The organism is Catenulispora sp. EB89 (assembly GCF_041261445.1).
Taxonomy (GTDB): domain Bacteria; phylum Actinomycetota; class Actinomycetes; order Streptomycetales; family Catenulisporaceae; genus Catenulispora.
Map to the genome: position 1 here is coordinate 589,920 of NZ_JBGCCU010000001.1, position 20,181 is coordinate 610,100.

General features: G+C 71.1%; 15 protein-coding genes. 13 read left to right on the plus strand and 2 right to left on the minus strand.

What is annotated here, in order from left to right; all coding sequences use genetic code 11:
• The first annotated feature begins 25 nt into the window (after positions 1–25).
• Together ABH920_RS02750 and purB are read left to right on the plus strand one after the other, a co-directional pair.
• Positions 26–1,702, plus strand: a complete 1,677-nt coding sequence (locus ABH920_RS02750; protein ID WP_370346362.1) for a hypothetical protein — start codon at positions 26–28, stop codon at positions 1,700–1,702.
• 177 nt (positions 1,703–1,879) lie between these two features.
• Entirely contained in the window at positions 1,880–3,190 is a 1,311-nt protein-coding gene (gene purB, locus ABH920_RS02755) for an adenylosuccinate lyase (protein ID WP_370346364.1), read from the plus strand.
• A 1,230-nt stretch (positions 3,191–4,420) separates the two neighbouring features.
• On the opposite strand, the gene ABH920_RS02760 is transcribed toward purB, so the two are convergent.
• Positions 4,421–6,436 carry a cell wall-binding repeat-containing protein gene (locus ABH920_RS02760; protein ID WP_370346366.1) on the minus strand — a complete coding sequence of 672 codons (2,016 nt, stop codon included), beginning with the start codon at positions 6,434–6,436 and terminating at the stop codon, positions 4,421–4,423.
• A 234-nt stretch (positions 6,437–6,670) separates the two neighbouring features.
• On the opposite strand from ABH920_RS02760, the gene ABH920_RS02765 reads away from it, so the two are divergent.
• The 11 genes from ABH920_RS02765 (at position 6,671) to ABH920_RS02815 (ending at position 19,405) form a co-directional block, all read left to right on the plus strand.
• Positions 6,671–7,210, plus strand: a complete 540-nt coding sequence (locus ABH920_RS02765; protein ID WP_370346368.1) for a DUF1778 domain-containing protein — start codon at positions 6,671–6,673, stop codon at positions 7,208–7,210.
• 82 nt (positions 7,211–7,292) lie between these two features.
• Positions 7,293–8,183 (plus strand): DUF4097 domain-containing protein, encoded by an 891-nt coding sequence (locus ABH920_RS02770; protein ID WP_370346370.1) that lies wholly within the window; start codon positions 7,293–7,295, stop codon positions 8,181–8,183.
• 5 nt (positions 8,184–8,188) lie between these two features.
• On the plus strand, positions 8,189–9,187 hold the full coding sequence (locus ABH920_RS02775) for an ATP-binding cassette domain-containing protein (protein ID WP_370346372.1): 999 nt from the start codon (positions 8,189–8,191) through the stop codon (positions 9,185–9,187).
• Positions 9,188–9,189: 2 nt separating this feature from the next.
• Positions 9,190–10,038 carry an ABC transporter permease gene (locus tag ABH920_RS02780; RefSeq protein WP_370346374.1) on the plus strand — a complete coding sequence of 283 codons (849 nt, stop codon included), beginning with the start codon at positions 9,190–9,192 and terminating at the stop codon, positions 10,036–10,038.
• A 20-nt stretch (positions 10,039–10,058) separates the two neighbouring features.
• Positions 10,059–10,946 carry a phosphoribosylaminoimidazolesuccinocarboxamide synthase gene (locus ABH920_RS02785; RefSeq protein ID WP_370346376.1) on the plus strand — a complete coding sequence of 296 codons (888 nt, stop codon included), beginning with the start codon at positions 10,059–10,061 and terminating at the stop codon, positions 10,944–10,946.
• Between the two features lie 97 nt (positions 10,947–11,043).
• Complete coding sequence (locus ABH920_RS02790) at positions 11,044–12,228, plus strand: TDT family transporter (RefSeq protein WP_370346378.1); 1,185 nt, start codon at positions 11,044–11,046, stop codon at positions 12,226–12,228.
• 42 nt (positions 12,229–12,270) lie between these two features.
• Positions 12,271–12,543: a phosphoribosylformylglycinamidine synthase subunit PurS gene (purS, locus tag ABH920_RS02795; RefSeq protein WP_370346380.1), complete on the plus strand. Its 273-nt coding sequence runs from the start codon at positions 12,271–12,273 to the stop codon at positions 12,541–12,543.
• A complete protein-coding gene (gene purQ, locus ABH920_RS02800) occupies positions 12,543–13,247 on the plus strand; it encodes a phosphoribosylformylglycinamidine synthase subunit PurQ (protein WP_370346382.1) in 705 nt (234 codons plus the stop codon). Before purS ends, purQ begins: the two co-directional genes overlap by 1 nt.
• Complete coding sequence (gene purL / locus ABH920_RS02805; RefSeq protein WP_370346384.1) at positions 13,244–15,607, plus strand: phosphoribosylformylglycinamidine synthase subunit PurL; 2,364 nt, start codon at positions 13,244–13,246, stop codon at positions 15,605–15,607. The genes purQ and purL overlap by 4 nt, the downstream gene beginning before the upstream one ends.
• Before the next feature lie 163 nt (positions 15,608–15,770).
• The gene (locus ABH920_RS02810) at positions 15,771–18,302 is read left to right on the plus strand and encodes a cell wall-binding repeat-containing protein (RefSeq protein ID WP_370346386.1); all 2,532 of its coding nucleotides are present in this window, start codon (positions 15,771–15,773) and stop codon (positions 18,300–18,302) included.
• A gap of 71 nt (positions 18,303–18,373) precedes the next feature.
• The gene (locus ABH920_RS02815; RefSeq protein ID WP_370346388.1) at positions 18,374–19,405 is read left to right on the plus strand and encodes a hypothetical protein; all 1,032 of its coding nucleotides are present in this window, start codon (positions 18,374–18,376) and stop codon (positions 19,403–19,405) included.
• Between the two features lie 3 nt (positions 19,406–19,408).
• On the opposite strand, the gene ABH920_RS02820 is transcribed toward ABH920_RS02815, so the two are convergent.
• On the minus strand, positions 19,409–20,062 hold the full coding sequence (locus tag ABH920_RS02820; protein WP_370346390.1) for a hypothetical protein: 654 nt from the start codon (positions 20,060–20,062) through the stop codon (positions 19,409–19,411).
• Positions 20,063–20,181 lie beyond the last annotated feature (119 nt).

Consider the following 20,181-nt stretch of genomic DNA (forward strand, 5'->3'; position numbering starts at 1 on the left):
CGCCGCCGAGGTTCGAGCCCACTGGTTGGGCATCGCAGCGATCATCTGGTCCGCGCTCGTCGTGGCCGTCCAGGGGGCACGGCTGGGGCGGTGGATCGTCGACGACGCCGGAATCAGCTTCGCGTACGCGAGGAACATCGCCGAGGGCCACGGCCCGGTGGTGCAGGCGGGGGCTCCCCCGGTGGAGGGCTACTCGGACCCCACGTGGGTCGGGCTCCTGGCGGTCGGGAGGCTGCTCGGTCTCTTCGACCACGGCGCGTGGTTCGGAGTCCCGGACTACGTCCTGTATCCGAAGGCCTTGGGGCTGCTGTGCGTTATCGGCATCCTGGGCTGCTTCTATGCCGCCTGCCTGGCCGTGCTGCCGAGCCGCGCGGTGGCCGCGGGGGTCACCGCGGTGGCCGGGACGGCGCTGGCCTTCGTGCCGACGTTCGTCCTGTGGACGTTCTCCGGCTTGGAGAACTCGCTCTATGCGTTGCTGGTCACCGCTGTCGCGGTTCTGTTGGTGCGTTCGGTGGCCGACAGCACCGACCGGTTGTTGTCCCGCCGGACCGCGGTCATCGCCGGCGTACTGGTCGCGCTGGCCGCGCTCACCAGGCCGGACGGCCTGATCTACTTCGCCGCCTATCCGGCCGTCGTGCTGCTGGTGGTGGACCGGCGGCGGGTCCGGGACGCGCTCCGTCCGGTCGGCTTCTTCGCGGCGCCCGCGTTCGGCCTCTACGGCTTGTACGTGCTCTGGCGCCGCTTCGAGTTCGGACGCTGGCTGCCGAACACCGCGGTGGCCAAGGCCCAGGCCAGTCCGTCGGCGAGCGACCTGAACCGGATCTCCGACGTGCTGCAGTATCCGGGCCTGGTGATCTCGCTGGTCGCGATCGGCGTCGTGGTCGCCGCGGTGGTGGCCGTGCCGGCGCTGCGGCGTCCGCTGACCGCGCTGCTCGTGCCGCTCGCGCTGGCGCTGGTCGCGTACTGCGTGCTGAACCCGGACTGGATGGGGCAGCTGCGGTTCTCCACGCCGGTCTGGCCGCTGGCCGTGCTGGTCACGGTGATCTGCGCGGCGCGGCTGGTCGTCAAGCCCGGGCTGCGGCGCCGGATCGGACTGCTCGGCTCGCTCGCCGGGGCCGTGTATCTGGCGCAGGGGATCACCGGGCCGATGCCCGGGGACAGCGTGTCGCAGCCGGTGGTGCCGCTGTGCGTGGTGGCCGACGAGAACGGCGAGTTGTTCAACTCCTTCGCCGACGTGGCCGGCATCGAGAACGGCAGCCTGCTGCTGCCCGACCTCGGCGGGACGGCGCTGACCAGCCGGCTGCGGCTGCGGGACACGGCCGGGCTGGTCGACGCGAAGGTCGCGGACTACCTGCACGCCAAGGACATGAACGGGCTGCGGGACTACATCTTCGACGTGATGCAGCCGACCTTCATCCAGACCCACGGCGACTGGTCGCCGACCCTGATGGCCGGCTCCGGGTTCGATCCGCGGATGCTCCGGGACTACGCCCAGATCTACCCGCGGAGCCCGATTCCGGCGTCTCCGTGGGGCAGCAGCGACTGGGTCCGGAAGTCGGCGCTCAAGGACCCCTCGGACCTGGCCAAGCTGCGGGCCTTCGCGGACACCGCGCTGCCCGCTCAGGCCCGGTTCGAGCAGCGCACGCCGGACGGCGACTGCTCGGACCGGCTGGAGGTCGGTGAACCGCTGGCTCTGCACTAGCTGTCCTGGCCGCCGCGGTGTGACGGGGTGTGGCGGGGTGTGGCGGCCGGGCCGGCGCCGGCGCGATCCGCCGCGCTGGGAGCCAGATCACACCGGCGCTGAGCTGCGGCGGTTAGAAAGGGCGGCCGCCTCCTGGGAGAATCGGGTGTCAGGACCTCACACAGGAAGGCCGCCGTCATGATCGAGCGCTACACCCTGCCCGAGATGGGCCGTGTCTGGTCCGAGGCCCACAAGTACGAGTTGTGGGCGAAGGTCGAGACGCTGGTCGTGGAGGCGCACGCGGCGGCCGGGACGATCCCGGAGTCCGCGGTGGAGCCGGTGCGCAACGCCGCGCCGCCGACCCCGGAGGCCGTGGAGGCGATCGAGGCCGTCACGCAGCACGACGTGATCGCGTTCCTGTCCGCGTGGGCCGACAACACCGAGCCGCGCGAGGCCGCTGCCTACGTGCACTTCGGGATGACCTCCTCGGACCTGCTGGACACCGCGCTCGCGCTGCAGCTCACCGAGGCCACCGACATCCTGCTGGAGAAGGCGGACAAGCTGGTCGCGGTGCTGCGCGACCACGCGCTGGCGCACCGCGCCACGCTGCGCGTCGGCCGCACCCACGGGATCCACGGCGAGCCGGACGTCTGGGGCCACCGGGTCGCCGACTTCGCTTTCGGCGTGGCCCGCTCGCGCGACCGGCTGCGGCAGGCGCGCGAGGCGGTCGGCGTCATCGCGATCTCCGGCGCGGTCGGCACCTACTCCAACATCGACCCGGCGATCGAGGCCTTCGTCGCGGACAAGCTGGGCCTGCGGGCCGCCGACGTCTCCACCCAGGTGATCCTGCGCGACGGCGTCTCCGAGTGGGTGTCGGCGCTGGCGATCATGGCCACGGTGCTGGAGGCCATCGCGCTGGAGGTGCGGCACGGCCAGCGCACCGAGGTCCGCGAACTGTGGGAGCCGTTCGGCAAGGGGCAGAAGGGCTCCTCGGCGATGCCCCACAAGAAGAACCCGATCATGTCCGAGCGGCTGGCCGGGATGGCGCGCATCGTCCGCGCGCAGATCGTGCCGGTGATGGAGGGCATCCCGCTGTGGCACGAGCGCGACATCTCGCACTCGTCCACCGAGCGCATCGCACTGCCGGACGCCTCGATCGCACTGGACTACATGCTCAACCTGACCATTCGTCTGATGAGCGGACTGGTGGTCAACGCCGACCGCATGCGCGCCAACCTGGACTCCACCGGCGGTCTGGTCTACAGCTCCACGGTGCTGCTGGAACTGGTCGAGATGGGCCTGGAGCGCGACACCCAGGCCTACCCGCTGACCCAGCGCGCGTCGATGAAGACCTGGGAGACCGGCCGGCCGTTCCGCGAGACGCTGCGCGCGGAGGCCGATGCCGCCGGGCTGGCCATCGACGAGGCGCGGCTGGACGAGGCCACCCGGCCGGAGCGGTTCGTGGAGCGGCTGGACGGGATGTTCGAGAAGCTGGCGAAGCTGAGCTGAGCTTGACCTGACCGCGGGGACACCTGCGGGGCATCTGCTTACCGGCCGAAGCGACCGAAGCGGCCGTCGGACTGAGGTCCGGCGGCCGCTTCGGCATTTTGTGGCGCCCCTGCTTGATGTGTGGGTGCGGTTTGTTGGTGGGTTTTAAGAGCTTTTTACGGCTTCGCCTAAGGTTTGGTGACCTCGCTGGGTGGCGCAGTTCGGTGGTGTGCCTGGGGACGCGTTGGCGGCTGGCGGTTGTTCGTGTGCACGACCGCGCACCGGTCCGAGTCACTGCGCACGCGTTAGGTAGGCGGGTGGCGGCCGCGTTTGGTGGGCACCTGAAGTCAAGGGCAGGGCCTCCGGCGGCGCCTGCGCGGCGAGCGGCCTCGCTCCGGGGATGGGGGGCCGCGCTGTCTGCTGCCGGTCGTTGCTTGTGGTCGCCTGTGTCCCGGGTTCCCCGTCGCGTCGTCGCCTGATGGAAGCAGACCGGTCCGGTGGTGTCCAGCCGCATCACACGCTGCTGTGGTCCGGTCTCGTCCGGCTGGACACCACCGGCCCGGTCAGCTTGGCTGCGCCCGCCGACGCGACGGGGAACCCGGGACAACCCCGGCCTGTGGGAACGGGTCCCCCACCCCCGGCACGACAACTCACCGACACCTGTGCCCCCCGAGTGGACCCCGTCCACACCACAGGCGGGGTTGTCCCGGATCCCTCGTCGCTGTCGGCGGTGCTTGCACAACCAGCCCGGACTGGCGGTGTCCAGCCGAACGCAACCCGACCACAGCAGCGTGCGATCCGGCTGGACACCGCCAGGCCGGGATGGTTCCCTCCGGGCGACGACAGCGACGAGGGATCCGGGACACGGCGACCAACATTCGGACCGCCGCCGAGGCGGGGGGTTGGGATCCCTCAGAGTCTCGAGGCCCCCGCCGGAGGCGCCTGCTCTTGATCTCAGGCACCCACCACGCCCCACGATCGCCGCCAACGCAACGCATGCGCAGTGACTCGGACCCGCGCGCGGTCGTGCACACGAACAACCGCCAGCCGCCAACGCAACCCGCGGGGCACCACCGAACTGCGTCCCCCAGCGAGGTCACCAAACCTTAGGCGAAGCCGTCAAAAAAGCCCTTGACTGTCAACCCACAAACAAACCGCACCCGCCACCAGCACCCACACATAGGTCAGCAGCGCCCATTTTGTTAGAGATGTTTCGCGTGAAACATCGCTACGGGTTCCAGGTCCGTCCGGTCAGCGCAGGTCGAAATCGTCGGCGCCGAACGCGTCGTATCCGAACCCCTCGGCCTCGACATCGCTGATCACCGCGTGTCCGCCGAACACCGCCACCTGGTTCACGGTCAGGAAGTGTGCCCCGAACCAGGTGGCGATGGGGATGTCCGTATCGTGCGAGCCGGTGCCCAGGCCGTCCCCGGTGAGCAGCAACGGGCCCTTCATCGCACCGATGTAGGCGCCGCCGGAGAGCGCGTCCGGCCAGTTCCCGCCGATGGCGATACCGGCGGCGGTGGCGGTCGGGAACAGCGTCGCGTTGTTCGCGATCGCCATGTCGGTGGCGTAGCGGTCGGCGCCGGCCAGCGGGGTGAAGCGGCCCGCGAGGCCGGGCATCGTGTTCAGGGCGGCGACGCCCTGGACGCCGACGCCGTAGACGGCGGTCGCGGCCGGGTTCACGCCGGCCAGATAGGTCCGGGTGGCGGTGGAAAGGGTCCTGTCGTCCGACAGCAGTACCACACCCCCGTTCGGGTCGCCGGCCGCCGCGGCCCCGGCGGCCAGTGCGTCGGGGTAGTTCTCGCCGGTCGCCACCAGGACGGTGTGCGGGTGCGGGGAGACGGCGCCGGCGATCGCGGTCGCGGTCCCGAACCGGTCCGCCCCGGCCAGCCGCTTAGGCGTCAGGCCCAGGGCCCGGATGCCGGCCTCGACCTGCGGCGACAGTGCCTGCGGACCGCCCAGCACATAGACGGTCGAGCCGGGGGCGAGGATCGCCTTGAGCTCGTGCGCGACGGCCGGGTCGAGCGCGGCGGTGCCGGTGAGCAGCAGCGGACCGTGCTTCTCGGCGGCGAGGGCGTTGCCGGGCAGGGCATCGGCGAAGGCGTCGGCACGGGAGATCACCGCGACCCGCGCCTGGCTGGTCCCGGCCCGACCCGGGTTGTACGCGGCGTCGGCGGCGGCCACCGCGGTCCCGACGCGGTCGGCCCCGGCCAGCCGGAGGACGACCCCGCGCGGGGTCTGGGGGATCGGCGCCGCGTGCCAAGCGGAGACCGACAGGCCGTCGGGGCTGTCGACGATCTTGACCGGCGCGGCGCTGCCGTCGGCGGCGACGGTCCAGATCTGGCCGCGCGCGGCCGCCCAGTTCGGCGCGGTCTGGGCCAGCAGGTCGTAGGCGACGTCCCGGCCGTCCGGCGACCACGCGGCGCCGCCGAGCGAGCCTTGCTGGGTCGGCACCGGGACCAGGATCCGCGGCGTCCCGGACGCGTCGGCGTTGTAGACCACGAGGTTGCGGCCGGTGCCGCTGTCTTCCGTAACGACGACTTTGGTGCCGTCCGCGGAGAAGGCCGCTTCGTCGGCGCTGGCGTTGTGGTCGGAGAGCAGGCGCGGCGTCGCCGATCCCGAAGCGAGGGTGGAGACCGAGGCGGTCGGACCTTCGCCGGAACCCAGCAGCAGCGTGCCGGTCGAGGCTACCGCGAGAAGGCTGTATCCGGCGGGAATGCCGGTCACGGGAGCCCGTCCCGAGCCGTCGGCGCGGACGCTCCACGCCGTCGGCTGCGCGCCGGCCTTCGACCGCTGGTTGAAGTAGAGGGTCCTGCCGTCCGGCGACCATCCGACCGGGTAGGTCACAGCGCTGGGGCCATGCGCGATGATCCGGGTCCGTGAAAGGTCGGCGGTGCCGATCCGCAAGAAGTCGGAGTCACATCCGAGGGCGGCCTGCGTCCCGTCCGGGGAGTAGACGACGACTGCGGGGGCTTCATAGACCATTGAGTCGCCGCAGGCGTGCCAGTCGGCGAACTGGCGATCCCCCGAGCCGTCCTGGTTGACGGCCATAGTGGTGGCCCGGCCGCCGAACCCCATGGGCCGCTCATTGAAGATGATCGGCCCGTTCACCGGCGTGCTGCTCGCCGTGGCCGCAGCGACGGCGGTCGTGGCGTGCACCGGGCCGGCGGCGCCCACCGCCGCGCCGAGCGGCGCGAGCGTGCCGACAGTCAGAACCGCCGCCATGGACAGCCGTCGTGCAGACCTTCTGTAGACACGGGTCATTTCCGCGCCCCTCCCCTGAGTACACCCAGGCACTGAACCCGACAGAGGACTGATGCTAAGCGCGGGTGATCCATATTCTGCCACGTTCCAAGCGCAGACGATCTACGTCTTTGGCTCCGGATGACGTCGTGTGGTGCCACGAGCCGCCGCGTGGCACCACTGCTGACCAGCGAGAGCGCTAAGAGTGAGCCAAGATGGCTTGCGATGGCACCACTTTGGTGCCAAAGTAGAGCCATGGAACTCACCCCCTACGTCGAAGCCCTCCGCCGGGAGCTGACGACCGCGGCCGAGGTCGGTGGCGACGCAGCCCGGGCTCTCGCCGACCGGCTGCTGCCCCCGCTTGATGCGGCGGTGCGGCTCACCCTGTTGGAGGCGCTGTCGGCGGCGGCCGACGAGATCTCCGCGGAGCTTGCTCCGGGTTCCGTGGACGTGCGGCTGCGCGGCGGGGACGCCAAGTTCGTCGTGACGCCGCCGCCCGCTCCGGCGCCTCCCGCCGACGACGGCTTCGGCTCCAGCTCCGCGCCCGGGGATGTGCGCTTCCCGGTCGGGGAGGGCGACGACGCCACCATGGTGCGGATCAACCTGCGGCTGTCGTCCAGCCTCAAGGCCATGATCGAGGACGCCGCCGCGGGGTCCGGGCTGTCCGTCAATGCCTGGATCGTCCGGGCCGCAGCCGCCGGGCTGGCCAACGAGGGTCGGCGCTCCGGGCGGTCCGGATCGTCGCCGAAGTCCGACCGGATTGTCGGCGAGAGCTACACCGGCTGGGCCCGCTGACTTCCCAGCCTCGGTTCACAGCGATTCAGCGCAACCCGTTCAGAGCAACCCATTGCAGGCCAAGCCGACCGAAGGATCCGTCATGTCTCCATCGACTTTCAGCACCCCGACCGCGATCACCGTCACCCTCGACCTCTACGTCGCCGACGTCCGGATCGCCGCCTCCGACCGCGCCGACACCGTGGTCGAGGTGCGGCCCAGCGACCCGGGCAAGGCCGCCGACGTCAAGGCCGCCGAGAACACGCGCGTCGAGTACGACGAGGCCACGCGGTCGCTGACCGTCGTCACCCGTAGGCCGCGCAACCGTTTCGTCAACTTCAGCAGCAAGCGCCCGGAGTCCATCGACCTGCTCATCGAGGTGCCGACCGACTCCGACCTGCGGGCCGAGGCGGTGATCGGCGAGTTCCAGTCCGTCGGCGTGCTCGGCACCGTCGCGCTCAAGACCGAGATCGGCGGTGTGCGGCTGGCGCAGACCGGGCCGGTCAATGTGCGCACCGGCGTCGGCGAGATCACCGTCGAGGAGGTCAGCGGCGCGGCCGAGGTGACGTGCGGTTCCGGAGTCATCCGGATCGGTGCCGTGGACGGCGTCGCCGAGGTGTCCAACAGCAACGGCAAGGCGATCGTCGGTGTGGTGACCGGGGCGGCGACGGTCCGCTCTGCCAACGGCGACGTCCACGTCGACCGCGCGCTGTCCGACCTCACCGCCACCACCTCCAACGGCGAGGTGCGGATCGGCGAGGTCGTGCGCGGCAAGGTGACCGCCACCTCCAAGAACGGCTACGTCGAGGTCGGCGTCCGCGAGGGCAGCGCCGCCTGGCTGGACCTGAACGCCGGCGTCGGCCGGGTCCACAACGAGCTCGACGCCGCCGACGAGCCGGCGGCCGGGGAGCCGGTCGACAAGGTGGAGATCCACGCCAGCACCAAGCTCGGCGAGGTCGCCGTCCGCCGGGCGCCGCGCCTGGACGAGGAGTGATCGCCGTGACGGTTCCCGGTGCCCGCCGCGCCGCCGCCGAGTCCGCCCCTGCGATCTCGGCCCGCGGCCTCCGCAAGTCCTTCGGCGCGAAGACCGTGCTCGACGGCATCGACCTGAGCGTGCCGGCCGGGACGATCCTGGCGCTGCTCGGCCCGAACGGGGCCGGCAAGACCACCGCCGTGCACCTGCTGACCACCTACCTGCGGCCGGACGCCGGCGACATCCGGATCGCCGGCCACGATCCGGCGAAGGATCCGCAGGCGGTGCGCCGCGCGATCGGCGTCACCGGCCAGTTCTCCGCGGTCGACGGCTATCTCACGGGTCGGGAGAACCTGATGCTGATGGCCGACCTGCACCTGCTGCCGAGGGCGGAGGGGCGGCGGCGGGCCGAGGACCTGCTGGCGCGCTTCGAGCTGACCGAGGCGGCCGACAAGACGGCGGCGACGTACTCCGGGGGGATGAAGCGCAAGCTCGACCTGGCGATGACGCTGGTCGGGAACCCGAAGGTGATCTTCCTCGACGAGCCGACCACGGGCCTGGACCCGCGCAGCCGCCGGGTCATGTGGGACATCATCCGCGGGCTGGTCGCGGAGGGGACGACCATCCTGCTGACGACGCAGTACCTGGACGAGGCCGACCAACTCGCGCACCGGGTCGCGGTACTCGACGGCGGGCGCGTGGTCGCCGAGGGGACGCCGGCCGAGCTCAAGACGCGCATCTCCGGCGGGCACATCGAGCTGACCTTCGCCGACCGCGCCGAACTCGACGCCGCCGCGCTGGTGCTCGCCCCGACCGGCCGCGACGACGACGCGCTCACGCTCCAGCTGGCCGGCGACGGCCGGGTCAGCACCCTGCGGACCCTGCTCCAGCGGCTGGACGACGCCTCGGTCGAGGTCGAGGCGCTGGCCGTGCACACCCCCGACCTCGACGACGTGTTCTTCGCGCTGACCGGCACGACCGACAAGGCAGATAAGGCCGCCAAGATCGACCAGGAAAGGGCCTGATGATGAGCGTTCTGACAGTGGCCGACGTCGGCCCCGGCGGCCTCGACACCCGGACCCACGCCTGGGTCCACGCCCGCATCATGCTGCGCCGCAACCTGCGCCACATGCTGCGCTACCCGTCGCTGACCCTCATGGTCACCATGATGCCGCTGGTTTTCCTGCTCATGTTCGTCTACGTCTTCGGCGGGACCCTCGGCTCCGGACTCGGCGGCGGCACCCCGGTCGGCATGCACGGCGGCCGTCAGGCGTACGCCGCCTACGTCGCCCCGGCGATCATCGTGATGGCGGTCGCCGCCGCCGCGCAGGGCACGGCGATCGCGGTGGCCCAGGACATGACCGAGGGCATCATCGCCCGGTTCCGGACCATGGCCGTGGCCCGCTCCTCGGTGCTGACCGGACACGTCGTCGGCGCCGCGATCCAGACCATGGTGAGCGTCACCGTCGTGACGCTGGCCGCCATCGCCGTCGGCTTCCGACCGCACGCGAACGTCGCCGAGTGGTTCGCCGCCGTCGGCGTGGTCCTCCTGCTCACCTTCGCCGTCACCTGGCTGTGCGTGGGCCTCGGGCTCTCGGCCAAGAGCGTGGAGACCGCCAGCAACTCGCCGATGTTCCTCATGCTCCTGCCGTTCCTGAGCAGCGGCTTCGTCCCGACCGCCTCGCTGCCCACCGGGATGCGCTGGTTCTCGCAGTACGAGCCCTTCACCCCGGTCAACGAGACGCTGCGCGGCCTGCTGACCGGTACGAAGATCGGCGACAACCTGGTGATCACGCTCGCCTGGTGCCTCGGCGTGGCGGTGCTGTCGTACGCCTGGTCGAGGCGGCTGTATGAGCGGGAGCCGAAGGCGAGCTGAACCGCCGGTATTCTGAGCGCGTGATCACCGGCCTGAACCACCTCGCCAGCGGCAAGATCCGTGACCTCTACGCGGTCGGCGACGACCTGCTCCTGGTCGCCTCGGACAAGATCTCGGCCTTCGACTACGTCCTGGAGTCCGAGATCCCGGACAAGGGCCGGATCCTGACCCAGCTGTCCATGTGGTGGTTCAAGCAGCTCGCGGACCTGGTGCCGAACCACGTGATCAGCGCCGACGTCGAGGAGTTCCCGGCCGAGCTGCAGCCCTACAAGGAGGAGCTGCGGGGGCGCTCGATGCTCTGCCGCAAGCTCGCCATGGTGCCGGTGGAGTGCGTGGCGCGCGGCTACCTGACCGGCTCCGGGCTGGCGGAGTACGAGAAGACCCGCACCGCGAACGGCGTGACGCTGCCGCCCGGGCTGGTCGACGGCTCCCGGCTGGACCGGCCGATCTTCACTCCGGCGATGAAGGCCGAGCTCGGCGAACACGACGAGAACGTCACCTTCGACGAGATGGCCGAGCGGATCGCCGACCCGGAGCTGGCCGCGCACCTCAAGGACCTGACGCTGGCGGTCTACTCGCGGGCCCGGGAGATCGCCGAGGAGCGCGGGATCATCCTGGCCGACACGAAGTTCGAGTTCGGGCGGCTGCGCGGCGGGACCCTGGTCCTGGCCGACGAGGCGCTGACCCCGGACTCCTCCCGGTTCTGGCCGGCTGACGAGTGGAAGCCGGGCCGTACGCAGTCGTCCTTCGACAAGCAGTACGTCCGCGACTGGCTGACCTCCCCGGCCTCCGGCTGGAACCCGGCGTCCGACACCCCGCCGCCGCTGCTGCCGCCGGAGGTCGTGCAGGCCACCCGGGCCCGCTATGTCGAGGCCTACGAGCGGCTCACCGGCGTGAAGTTCGACTAGGAGCCGCAGCTCACGAGGCTGGGTCATAGAGGACCTCTATGACCTCATGTCCAATCGGGGTCTAGTGGCGCCGGGCTTCGCGGGCGAGGCTGGAGCCATGGCGAACACGATCCAGCTTCCAGTGAGTCCCGCGGTCTCGGCGAGTTCTCGATGGTCCGGCGTGGCGGCGCGCGACGTGTTCCGCCACATCGGCCCGAACTGGTACGCCTCGGTGATGGGCACGGCGATCATCGCCAACGCCGGCGCCGGACTCCCGGGCTTCGAGCGCGGCGGGCCGCGCGTGGCCGTGACCGTGGTCTGGGCCGCGGCGCTCCTCTGGCTCGCGGTGGTCCTCCTGGCCCGCGCCGCGCACTGGCGCTGGCACGCCGACCAGGCCCGCCGCGACCTCCTCGACCCGGCGGTCGCGCCGTTCTACGGCTGCCTGTCGATGGCGCTGACCGCGGTCTCGGCCGGGACGATGATCGTCGGCCGGGCCTGGCTCGGCACCGGCGCGGCGCTCGGTCTGGCCTGGACGCTGTGGCTGGTCGGCACGCTGATCGGGCTGGCCACGACGGCCGTGGTGCCGTACCTGATGATGACCCGGCACGAGATCGCCGAGGGCAGCGCCACCCCGGTCTGGCTGCTGCCGATCGTCGCGCCGATGGTCTCGGCCGCCACCGGCCCGCAGCTGATCCCGCACGTCGCGGCCGGCCAGCTCCGCGAGACGATGCTGCTCGGCTGCTATGCGATGTTCGGCATCAGCCTGCTGGCCACCATGATCATCCTGCCGGTGGTCGTTTCCCGGCTGGTGCACCACAAGCCCCGGTGGAGCGTGGCCGCGCCCGGCCTGTTCCTGGTGCTGGGCCCGCTGGGCCAGTCGGTGACCGCGGTGAACAACCTCGCCGACGCCGGGCAGGGCGTCGTGAGCCCGCAACTGGCCGCGGCCCTGAAGCCGTTCGCGGTGCTCTACGGCGTGCCGGTGCTCGGCTTCGCGATGATCTGGCTGGTGCTGGCCCTGCTGGTGGTCCTCGAAGCCCGGCGCGACGGCCTGCCGTTCGCGCTGACCTGGTGGGCGTTCACCTTCCCGATCGGCACCTGTGTGACCGGAGCCACGGGGCTGTGGCACCACACCGGTCTGGCCGCCTACGCGTGGCTGGCCTGCGGGCTCTATGCGCTGCTCGTCGCCGCGTGGGGCGTGATCGCGGCACGTACGCTGCGCGGGGCCGTGTCGGGTGAGCTTCTGCTCAAGCGGCCGGAGGCACGCATAACCCCCGGTAGAATCGGGATCACCGCCATCCAATAGCCCCGGCGCGGACGTGCCGCGGCTGAAGCAATGGGAGTACCTGTGGCCCGCGTCCTCGTCGACGTCATGCTCAAGCCCGAGATCCTCGACCCCCAGGGCCAGGCGGTGCAGCGCGCACTTCCTCGCATGGGCTTCGACTCCGTCACCAACGTCCGCCAGGGCAAGCGCTTCGTGCTCGACCTCGCCGACGCCGACCCGGCCACCCTGCGGGCCACCGCCGAGCAGATGGCCGAGAAGCTGCTCGCCAACACCGTGATCGAGGACTTCCACGTCACCGTGCTGGACGAGGCCGGCGAGACCGGCGAGAGCGCCTGATGCCCGCCCGCATCGGCGTCGTCACCTTCCCCGGCACCCTGGACGACCAGCAGGCGCTGCGCGCCGCCGCGGCGGTCGGGGCCGAGCCGGTGGCGCTCTGGCACAAGGAGCAGAACCTGCACCAGGTCGACGCGGTCGTGCTTCCCGGTGGCTTCTCCTACGGCGACTACCTGCGCGCCGGCGCCATCGCCCGGTTCTCCCCGGTGATGGACACGATCATCGACGCGGCCCGCGGTGGGCTGCCGGTCCTGGGCATCTGCAACGGCTTCCAGGTGCTGTGCGAGGCGCACCTGCTGGAAGGCGCGATGATCCGCAACGGCGACCTGCACTTCATCAACCGCGACGTGACCCTGCGGATCGAGAACAACCGCACGGCGTGGACCTCGGACTACGAGGTCGGCGCCGAGGCCGTCATCCCGATCAAGAACGTGGACGGCCGCTTCGTCGCCGACGCGCACACCCTCGACGCGCTGGAGGCCGAGGGCCGCGTGCTGGCGCGCTATGTGGCGAACCCCAACGGCGCCGCGCGGGACATCGCCGGCATCACCAACGCCGCCGGGAACGTGGTCGGCCTGATGCCGCACCCCGAGTACGCCATCGACGACCTGACCGGCCCCGCTGGGTTCATTGAGAATCGCAGGGTCCCGGGCACCGACGGCCTGCCGTTCTTCACCTCGATCCTCAAGAGCTTGGTTTCCGCATGAGCACCGGCAACTCCTCCGAGAACGTCTTCGACACGACTGACGTGTTCGTGGACACTGCGGTCGCGTTCGACACCGTCGCCAAGGCCGCCGAGACCCCCGACGTGAAGCAGCCGTTCCGCGAGCTCGGCATGACCGAGGACGAGTACCTGCGCGTCCGCGAGATCCTGGGCCGCCGCCCCAGCTCCTCGGAGCTGGCCATGTACTCGGTCATGTGGTCCGAGCACTGTTCCTACAAGTCCTCCCGGGTGCACCTGAAGCAGTTCGGCGAGAAGGCCCCGAAGACCGCCGCGCTGCTGGTCGGCCCGGGCGAGAACGCCGGCGTCGTGGACGTCGGCGAGGGCCTGGCCGTCACCTTCAAGGTGGAGTCGCACAACCACCCCTCCTACGTCGAGCCCTACCAGGGCGCGGCGACCGGGGTCGGCGGCATCGTGCGCGACATCCTCACCATGGGCGCCCGCCCGATCGGCGTCATGGACCCGCTGCGCTTCGGCCCCGCCGACGCCCCGGACACCGCGCGGGTGCTGCCCGGCGTGGTGGCCGGCATCGGCGGCTACGGCAACTGCCTGGGCGTGCCGAACATCGGCGGCGAGATCGTCTTCGACCCCTGCTACCTGGGCAACCCGCTGGTGAACGCGCTGTGCGTGGGCGTCATGCGGGCCGACGAGATCAAGCTCGCCAAGGCCCCGGGCCCGGGCAACCAGGTGATCCTGTTCGGCGCCCGCACCGGCGGCGACGGCATCGGCGGCGCCTCGGTGCTGGCCAGCGCCACCTTCGACGAGGACGGGCCGGCCAAGCGGCCCTCCGTCCAGGTCGGCGACCCGTTCATGGAGAAGGTGCTCATCGAGTGCTGCCTGGAGATCTTCGCGGCCGACCTGGTCGTGGGCATCCAGGACCTGGGCGCGGCCGGGCTCACCTGCTCCACCACCGAGCTGGCCGCGGCCGGCACCGGCGGCATGGACGTGCGGCTGGACCTGGCTCCGCTGCGCGACTCGACGCTGACCCCTGAGGAAGTCCTCATGTCGGAGTCGCAGGAGCGGATGATGGCCGTGGTCGAGCCGGCCAAGGTCGAGGCGTTCCTGGCGGTCTGCGAGAAGTGGGACGTCACCGCGACCGCGCTCGGCGAGGTCACCGACACCGGCCGGCTGCGCATGTGGTGGCACGGCGAGATCATCGTGGACGTGCCGCCGCGGACCCTGGCGCACGAGGGCCCGGTGTACAACCGGCCGTTCGCGCGGCCGGAGTGGCAGGACGCGCTCCAGGCCGACGTGCCGACCGCTTCTCGGCTGAAGCGGCCGGGGAACGCGGCCGAACTGCGCGAGACGCTGCTGCGCCTGGTCGGCTCGCCGAACCTGGCCGACAAGACCTGGGCTGTGGAGCAGTACGACCACCGCGTCCAGGGCAACACCGTCCTCGGGCACGGCGAGGACTCCGGGATGGTCCGGCTGGACGCCGCGCTGCCGGGCACCTCGCTCGGCGTGGCGCTGTCCACGGACGGCAACGGCCGCTTCACCAAGCTCGACCCGTACCAGGGCGCGCAGCTGGCGCTGGCCGAGGCCTACCGCAACGTGGCCGCCACCGGCGCCAAGCCGCTGGCCGTCACCGACTGCCTGAACTTCGGCTCGCCGGAGGACCCGGACGTCATGTGGCAGTTCGCCGAGGCCTGCCGCGGCCTGGCCGACGCCTGCCTGGAGCTGGGGACCCCGGTCACCGGCGGCAACGTGTCGTTCTACAACCAGACCGGCGAGCTGAACATCCACCCGACCCCGGTGGTCGGCGTGCTCGGCGTCATCGACGACGTCGACCGCCGCACCCGCAGCGCCTTCGAGCGCGAGGGCGAGATCCTGCTGCTGCTCGGCGACACCCGCGACGAGTTCGGCGGCTCGGAATGGGCGCACGAGGTCCACGGCCACCTCGGCGGCCTGCCCCCGCGCCTGGACCTGAACCGCGAGAAGGTGCTCGGCGAGGTGCTGATCGCCGGCTCGCGCGACGGCATGCTCTCGGCGGCGCACGACCTGTCCGACGGCGGCCTGGCGCAGGCGGTCGTGGAGAGCTGCCTGCGCGGCGGCCACGGCGCCCGCCTGGTGCTGCCGGAGACGGACGCGGACGGCGGTGCGCTGGACCCGTTCGTCGCGCTGTTCTCCGAGTCGGCCGGCCGCGCGCTGGTCGCGGTCCCGCGCAGCGAGGAGCTGCGGTTCACCGACATGTGCGTGGCGCGCGGGCTGCCGGTGGCGCGCGTGGGCGTCGTGGACGGCGACACCCTGGAGGTGCAGGGGCAGTTCACGGTGCCGATGGCCGAGCTGCGCGCGGCGCACGAGGCGCCGTTCCGGAAGCTGTTCGGGCACTCGGTGGTGGACGCCTGAGGGAGACCTCTGACGGTCGGCCTCTCACGGTAGACGTCTGACGTAGGAAGATACGCCAAAGGACCCCTGCTCAGCGGGGGTCCTTTAGCTATAGCGTTCGAGCGTTTTCTCGTCATTCTCATCCGGGGAGGGTGCGCCTATGCGCGCGCAGAGACTGTCGGTCATGGCTGTGGGGGCCTTGGCCGTCTTGGGGGCGGTTCCTTACACGGCGGTGCCGGCTCAGGCCGCTACGGCTGCGATGTCCGCGGCGGCACCGGCCACGACGCCGGAGCCCGCGACGGAGCTGATTCTTGAAGGTCAGCCTGGCGACGCTGCCACCGCCGGGTACACCGGCATCGTCTCGTCACCGTCGGCGATCACGGCGCAGGGTATCCAGCACGCTCAAACACCTTCGCTCGGCACGAGCATCTACTTCACGGCCACAATGCCCGGGACGGTAAGCAGTCCCAACGGGCTCTATTTCCAGGGCTGGTTGGTGTCTTCGCCCGGCGTCGACTTGGCTGCGGGCCAGACCTACACCTACAACGGTCATCCCGATGATCCTTATGTGGCGACCAGGGGGTTGGGTGCCACGGACGACTGCCCCGATTCCAGCGGCGGCAGTTTCACCATTGATCAGCTTGCCTACTCGAACGGTACGCTGACACAGCTCGAAGCGGTCTTCACCGAGACGTGCAACGGCCTCCTGGCGTCCCAGGGTGTGATCAGGTACAACGCCACCGGCCCGCTCCCGCCCGGCGCGCCCACGGGCCAGCCGCTGCCGGCCGGCCAGGGCACGGTCGCCCCGCTGACCTTCCGGCGCGGCACGGCGATCATCTCCGCGCCGACCGGGGCGGTGAACGGTCAGACGCTGGCGACCGTCTCGTCGGAGTCTGAGGGCCGGACCACGTGGAACCCGCTGGGCACACGGCTGCTCTACAGCTCCGACCCCGGCCTGTCCACGGTGCACCCGGACGGGACCGGCGCCGCGCCGCTGACCGAGAAGGCCGGTGCGGGCCCGAAGGACACCGAGCCGGCCGAGAGCTGGGACGGTTCGGTCGTCGCTTTCGTCCAGGGCGACGGGGCGGGCATCGCCAACCTGGTCACCGAGAACACCGACGGGACCATGGCCGGCGACGCCTACCGGCTCCCGCTCGGCGCCTCCTGCCAGCAGGAGCACAGCCCGAGCTTCGGGGGCGACGGGTCGCTGATCTACGAGTGCGACAACGGCGGCGCCCCGGCGACGTACCGGCTCGCCGGCGGCAGCTCTTCCCAGTTGATCCCGAACGCGGCGCAGCCCACGTTCTCCAACGACGGCACGAAGATCGCCTTCGTCCGGCCGGACAGCCACGGCATCGCGCAGATCTTCACCGCGAACGCCGACGGCAGCGGCGTCACGCAGGTGTCGCAGGACCGGAACGGCGCGAGCAAGCCGGCCTGGTCCGGGGATGGCAAGTACCTGGCGTACTCCAACGCCACGTTCCACGAGATCTTCGAGATCCCCTCGGGCGGCGGCGCGCCGGTCGGCAGCATCCCCGACGCCGACGACCCGGACTTCACCCCGCCGGTCGTGGACTCGCAGATCGTCCGAGAGGGCGGCAGCGACCGCGTCGGCACCGCCGTCGCGGCCTCGCAGCTGAACTTCGCCGACCACGGCGCCGCCGACCGGACCCGGCCGCAGGCCGGCGCGGTCGTGCTGGCGCGCAGCGACACCTTCGCCGACGCGCTCGGCGGCTCGGCGCTGGCGGTGCGGACGAACGCGCCGCTGCTGATCACCGGCTCGGCGGCGCTGAACCCGGCGGTGAAGACCGAGATCGGCCGCGTCCTCGCACCCGGCGGAACGGTCTATCTGCTCGGCGGGACGCAGGCGCTGTCCCCGGCGGTGGCCTCGGCGCTGTCCCGCTACCACGTCGTGCGGCTGGCCGGCGACACCCGCTACGGCACCGCCGTGGCCATCGCCAAGGCGGTCAACCCGCACCCGAGCACGGTGATGATCGCGACCGGAGCCCTGTTCCCGGACGCGCTGGCAGCCGGCGCGACCGGCCAGCCGGTCCTGCTGACCGACGGCGCCGCGATGCCGAAGGAGACGGCGGCCTACCTCAACACCCTGAACCCGGACCCGGCCTCCGGCGGCACCGAACTGGTCACCATCGGCGGCCCCGGCGACGCGGCACTGATCTCGGCGTACAAGGCGTACAAGATGCCGTCCTGGCCCTCGGAGATCCGCCGCCGCGTCCTGGCCGGCGCCGACCGCTACTCCACGGCCCTGCTGGTCGCCCGCACCTACTTCAGCGGCAACACCAACATCGCCCTGGCCACCGGCAGCACCTGGCCGGACGCCCTCTCCGGCGGCGCGATGATCGGCCTGCGCGGCGGCCCCCTGCTGCTCACGGCGCCCACCGGCATCAGCCCGGCGGTGCTGTCCTACCTGAACAGCCAGTCGGCCAGCCTGTACGACCTGTTCCTGATGGGCGGCCCGGCGGCCCTGCCGAACGGCATCGCCCAGCAGGCGGCCGGCGTGATCGGGCTGCCCGGCCACGTCCGGATCGGCGGCGCCTTCGCGGCGGCTGCCGAGCTCGGTGGCGGGGCGAAGAGCGGCGCGAAGAGCGACGCGAAGGGTGCGGCGCAGGGCGGCGCGAAGGGTGACGCGGTCGGCGAGGCGAAGGTCGGCGTGGGGGACGCCGGCGAGGTGTCTTCGGTGTCGCGTGCGGGCTGAGCTCGCGAGCTGACAGAGGTCGCCGCCTTCCGGGTCCGCAGGGACGAGCCGCACTGAAGAGGACGAGAACGATGGCCCAGTACAACCTGCGGAAGCCTTTGAAGGCGGCGACCTTTCACCCCGCCAAATACGGCCTCGTGCCGGATGACCAAGTGAGATCGGACGCCGCGCTCGCAGATCCCGTCCTCGCCGCGGCGCTGGAAGCATGCCGTGTCGGCGATTGGAAGCCGGCAAAGGCCGCGCTCGCAGCGGTCGGCAAGGACTGGGACCGGCGAGGCCTGTACGTCCAGGCGCTCGGTGGCACGACGGCGGTTGGTCCCAGGTGGCTCCATTCGTGGCGCGCCGCCGAACCGTCTTCGCCGGATGCCGCCGTCGTCTTCGCGCACTCTCTGGTGGTGAAGGCTTGGAACGCTCGAGGCGGTGGATACGCGGCGGTCACTACTCGCCAGCAGTTCCAGCGCTTCCACGAGCTTCTGCGAACAGGCGCCGACGAGGCGATGAATGCCGCGGAGCTGGCGCCGGAGGACCCGACGCCGTGGATGACCATGGTCACGGCGGCTCGCGGCCTGCAACTCTCCAACAGCGAGTTCGAGCGGATCTGGCAGGAACTTCTGATTCGCGACTCACTGAACCGGCGAGCCCACATTCAGGCGCTCCAGTACTGGCAGCCGAAATGGTTCGGGTCGGTGGCGGCGGCGCGGAGCTTCGTCGAGGACACCGCCGCGCGGGCTCCGCGTTCGGCGGTCGCCCTCCAACTCCGCCTCGGCAACGAGCTGGAGATCTGGCTGCCTACAGCGAGGACGATCAGGCAGACCGAGCACTTCCGCCGGGGCTCAGGTCGCGATGCACTGCGCAAGGCACTGGGCGACCACTGGGATGGGACCGTGCCCACCGGCGGAGGAGTGGCGGTGGTGGACGGGAACTGGCTCGCGTGGGCACTCACGCTGGCGAACCGCTGGGACGACGCGTGCAAGGTCTGGCTCGCCCTCGGCGGGTGCCTGGTCCCTGTCTCGCCGTGGCTGTACCAGGCGGATCAGGTTGTGGCCTTCATCAGGCTGCGGCGCGAGGCGTTCGTCATGTCGGGATCCAAGCCGGTGGCTTGAGGTCTAGGCAGCGTCCTCGTCCGCTCCGGCGGCCTCGCGGACGTCCTTGACCGGGTCGCTGCGAAGCTTCTCCCGAAGCTCCGCAGCGACCTTTTTGTTGAAGCCGTCGAGCGCGTAGGCGAGTGCTTCGCGGACGGCTGGGTCCGGGTGGTCGGCGAGGTGGGCGATGCGGAAGGCGTCGCCTTGGCCGCGGCCGTGGAGTTCGTCGAGGAGGTCGATGATCTCCGTGCTGTCCTGTGCGGTGCGGAGCTTCTCCAGGACTTCTTGGCGGGGTCGGATGTAGCTCCGGTCGTAGTACGAGGACTTGTCGCGGATTCGGGAGATGCGGTACTCGCCGGAGTTCATGCACGCCGGGCAGGGGCAGGGCTTGAAGCCATGTGCGTTCGGCCTATAGCGCCAGCCGATGGGGCGCTGGAGAGACCTGATGCGTCTGATCTCCTTAGCGTCGACGCCGCGGGGGAGGAAGACTTCGTATCCGCGCATCTCTTCCGGAGACAGCGACAGGAAGCGCGCTACTGCCTGTGCCGCTGTCACTTCCTGCGGGATGTCGCCGTAGTAGCCCACGGTCACCGCGGTGTCGTCAGGTATCCGGAAGTGGACGCCGACCAGGCGCGGTGACTTCCAGCGCTTGATCTCGCGGGACCACTGGTAGGTCAACGTGTGATCCGCCAGGAGTGGCGTGCAGAAGAGGCCGGGGCGCGGGTCGGCACTGCGCGAACGGCTCACCGGCGACAGGCCGGAGCGGCGGACGCGCGCGGAGTTCTTCTCCGGAGTCA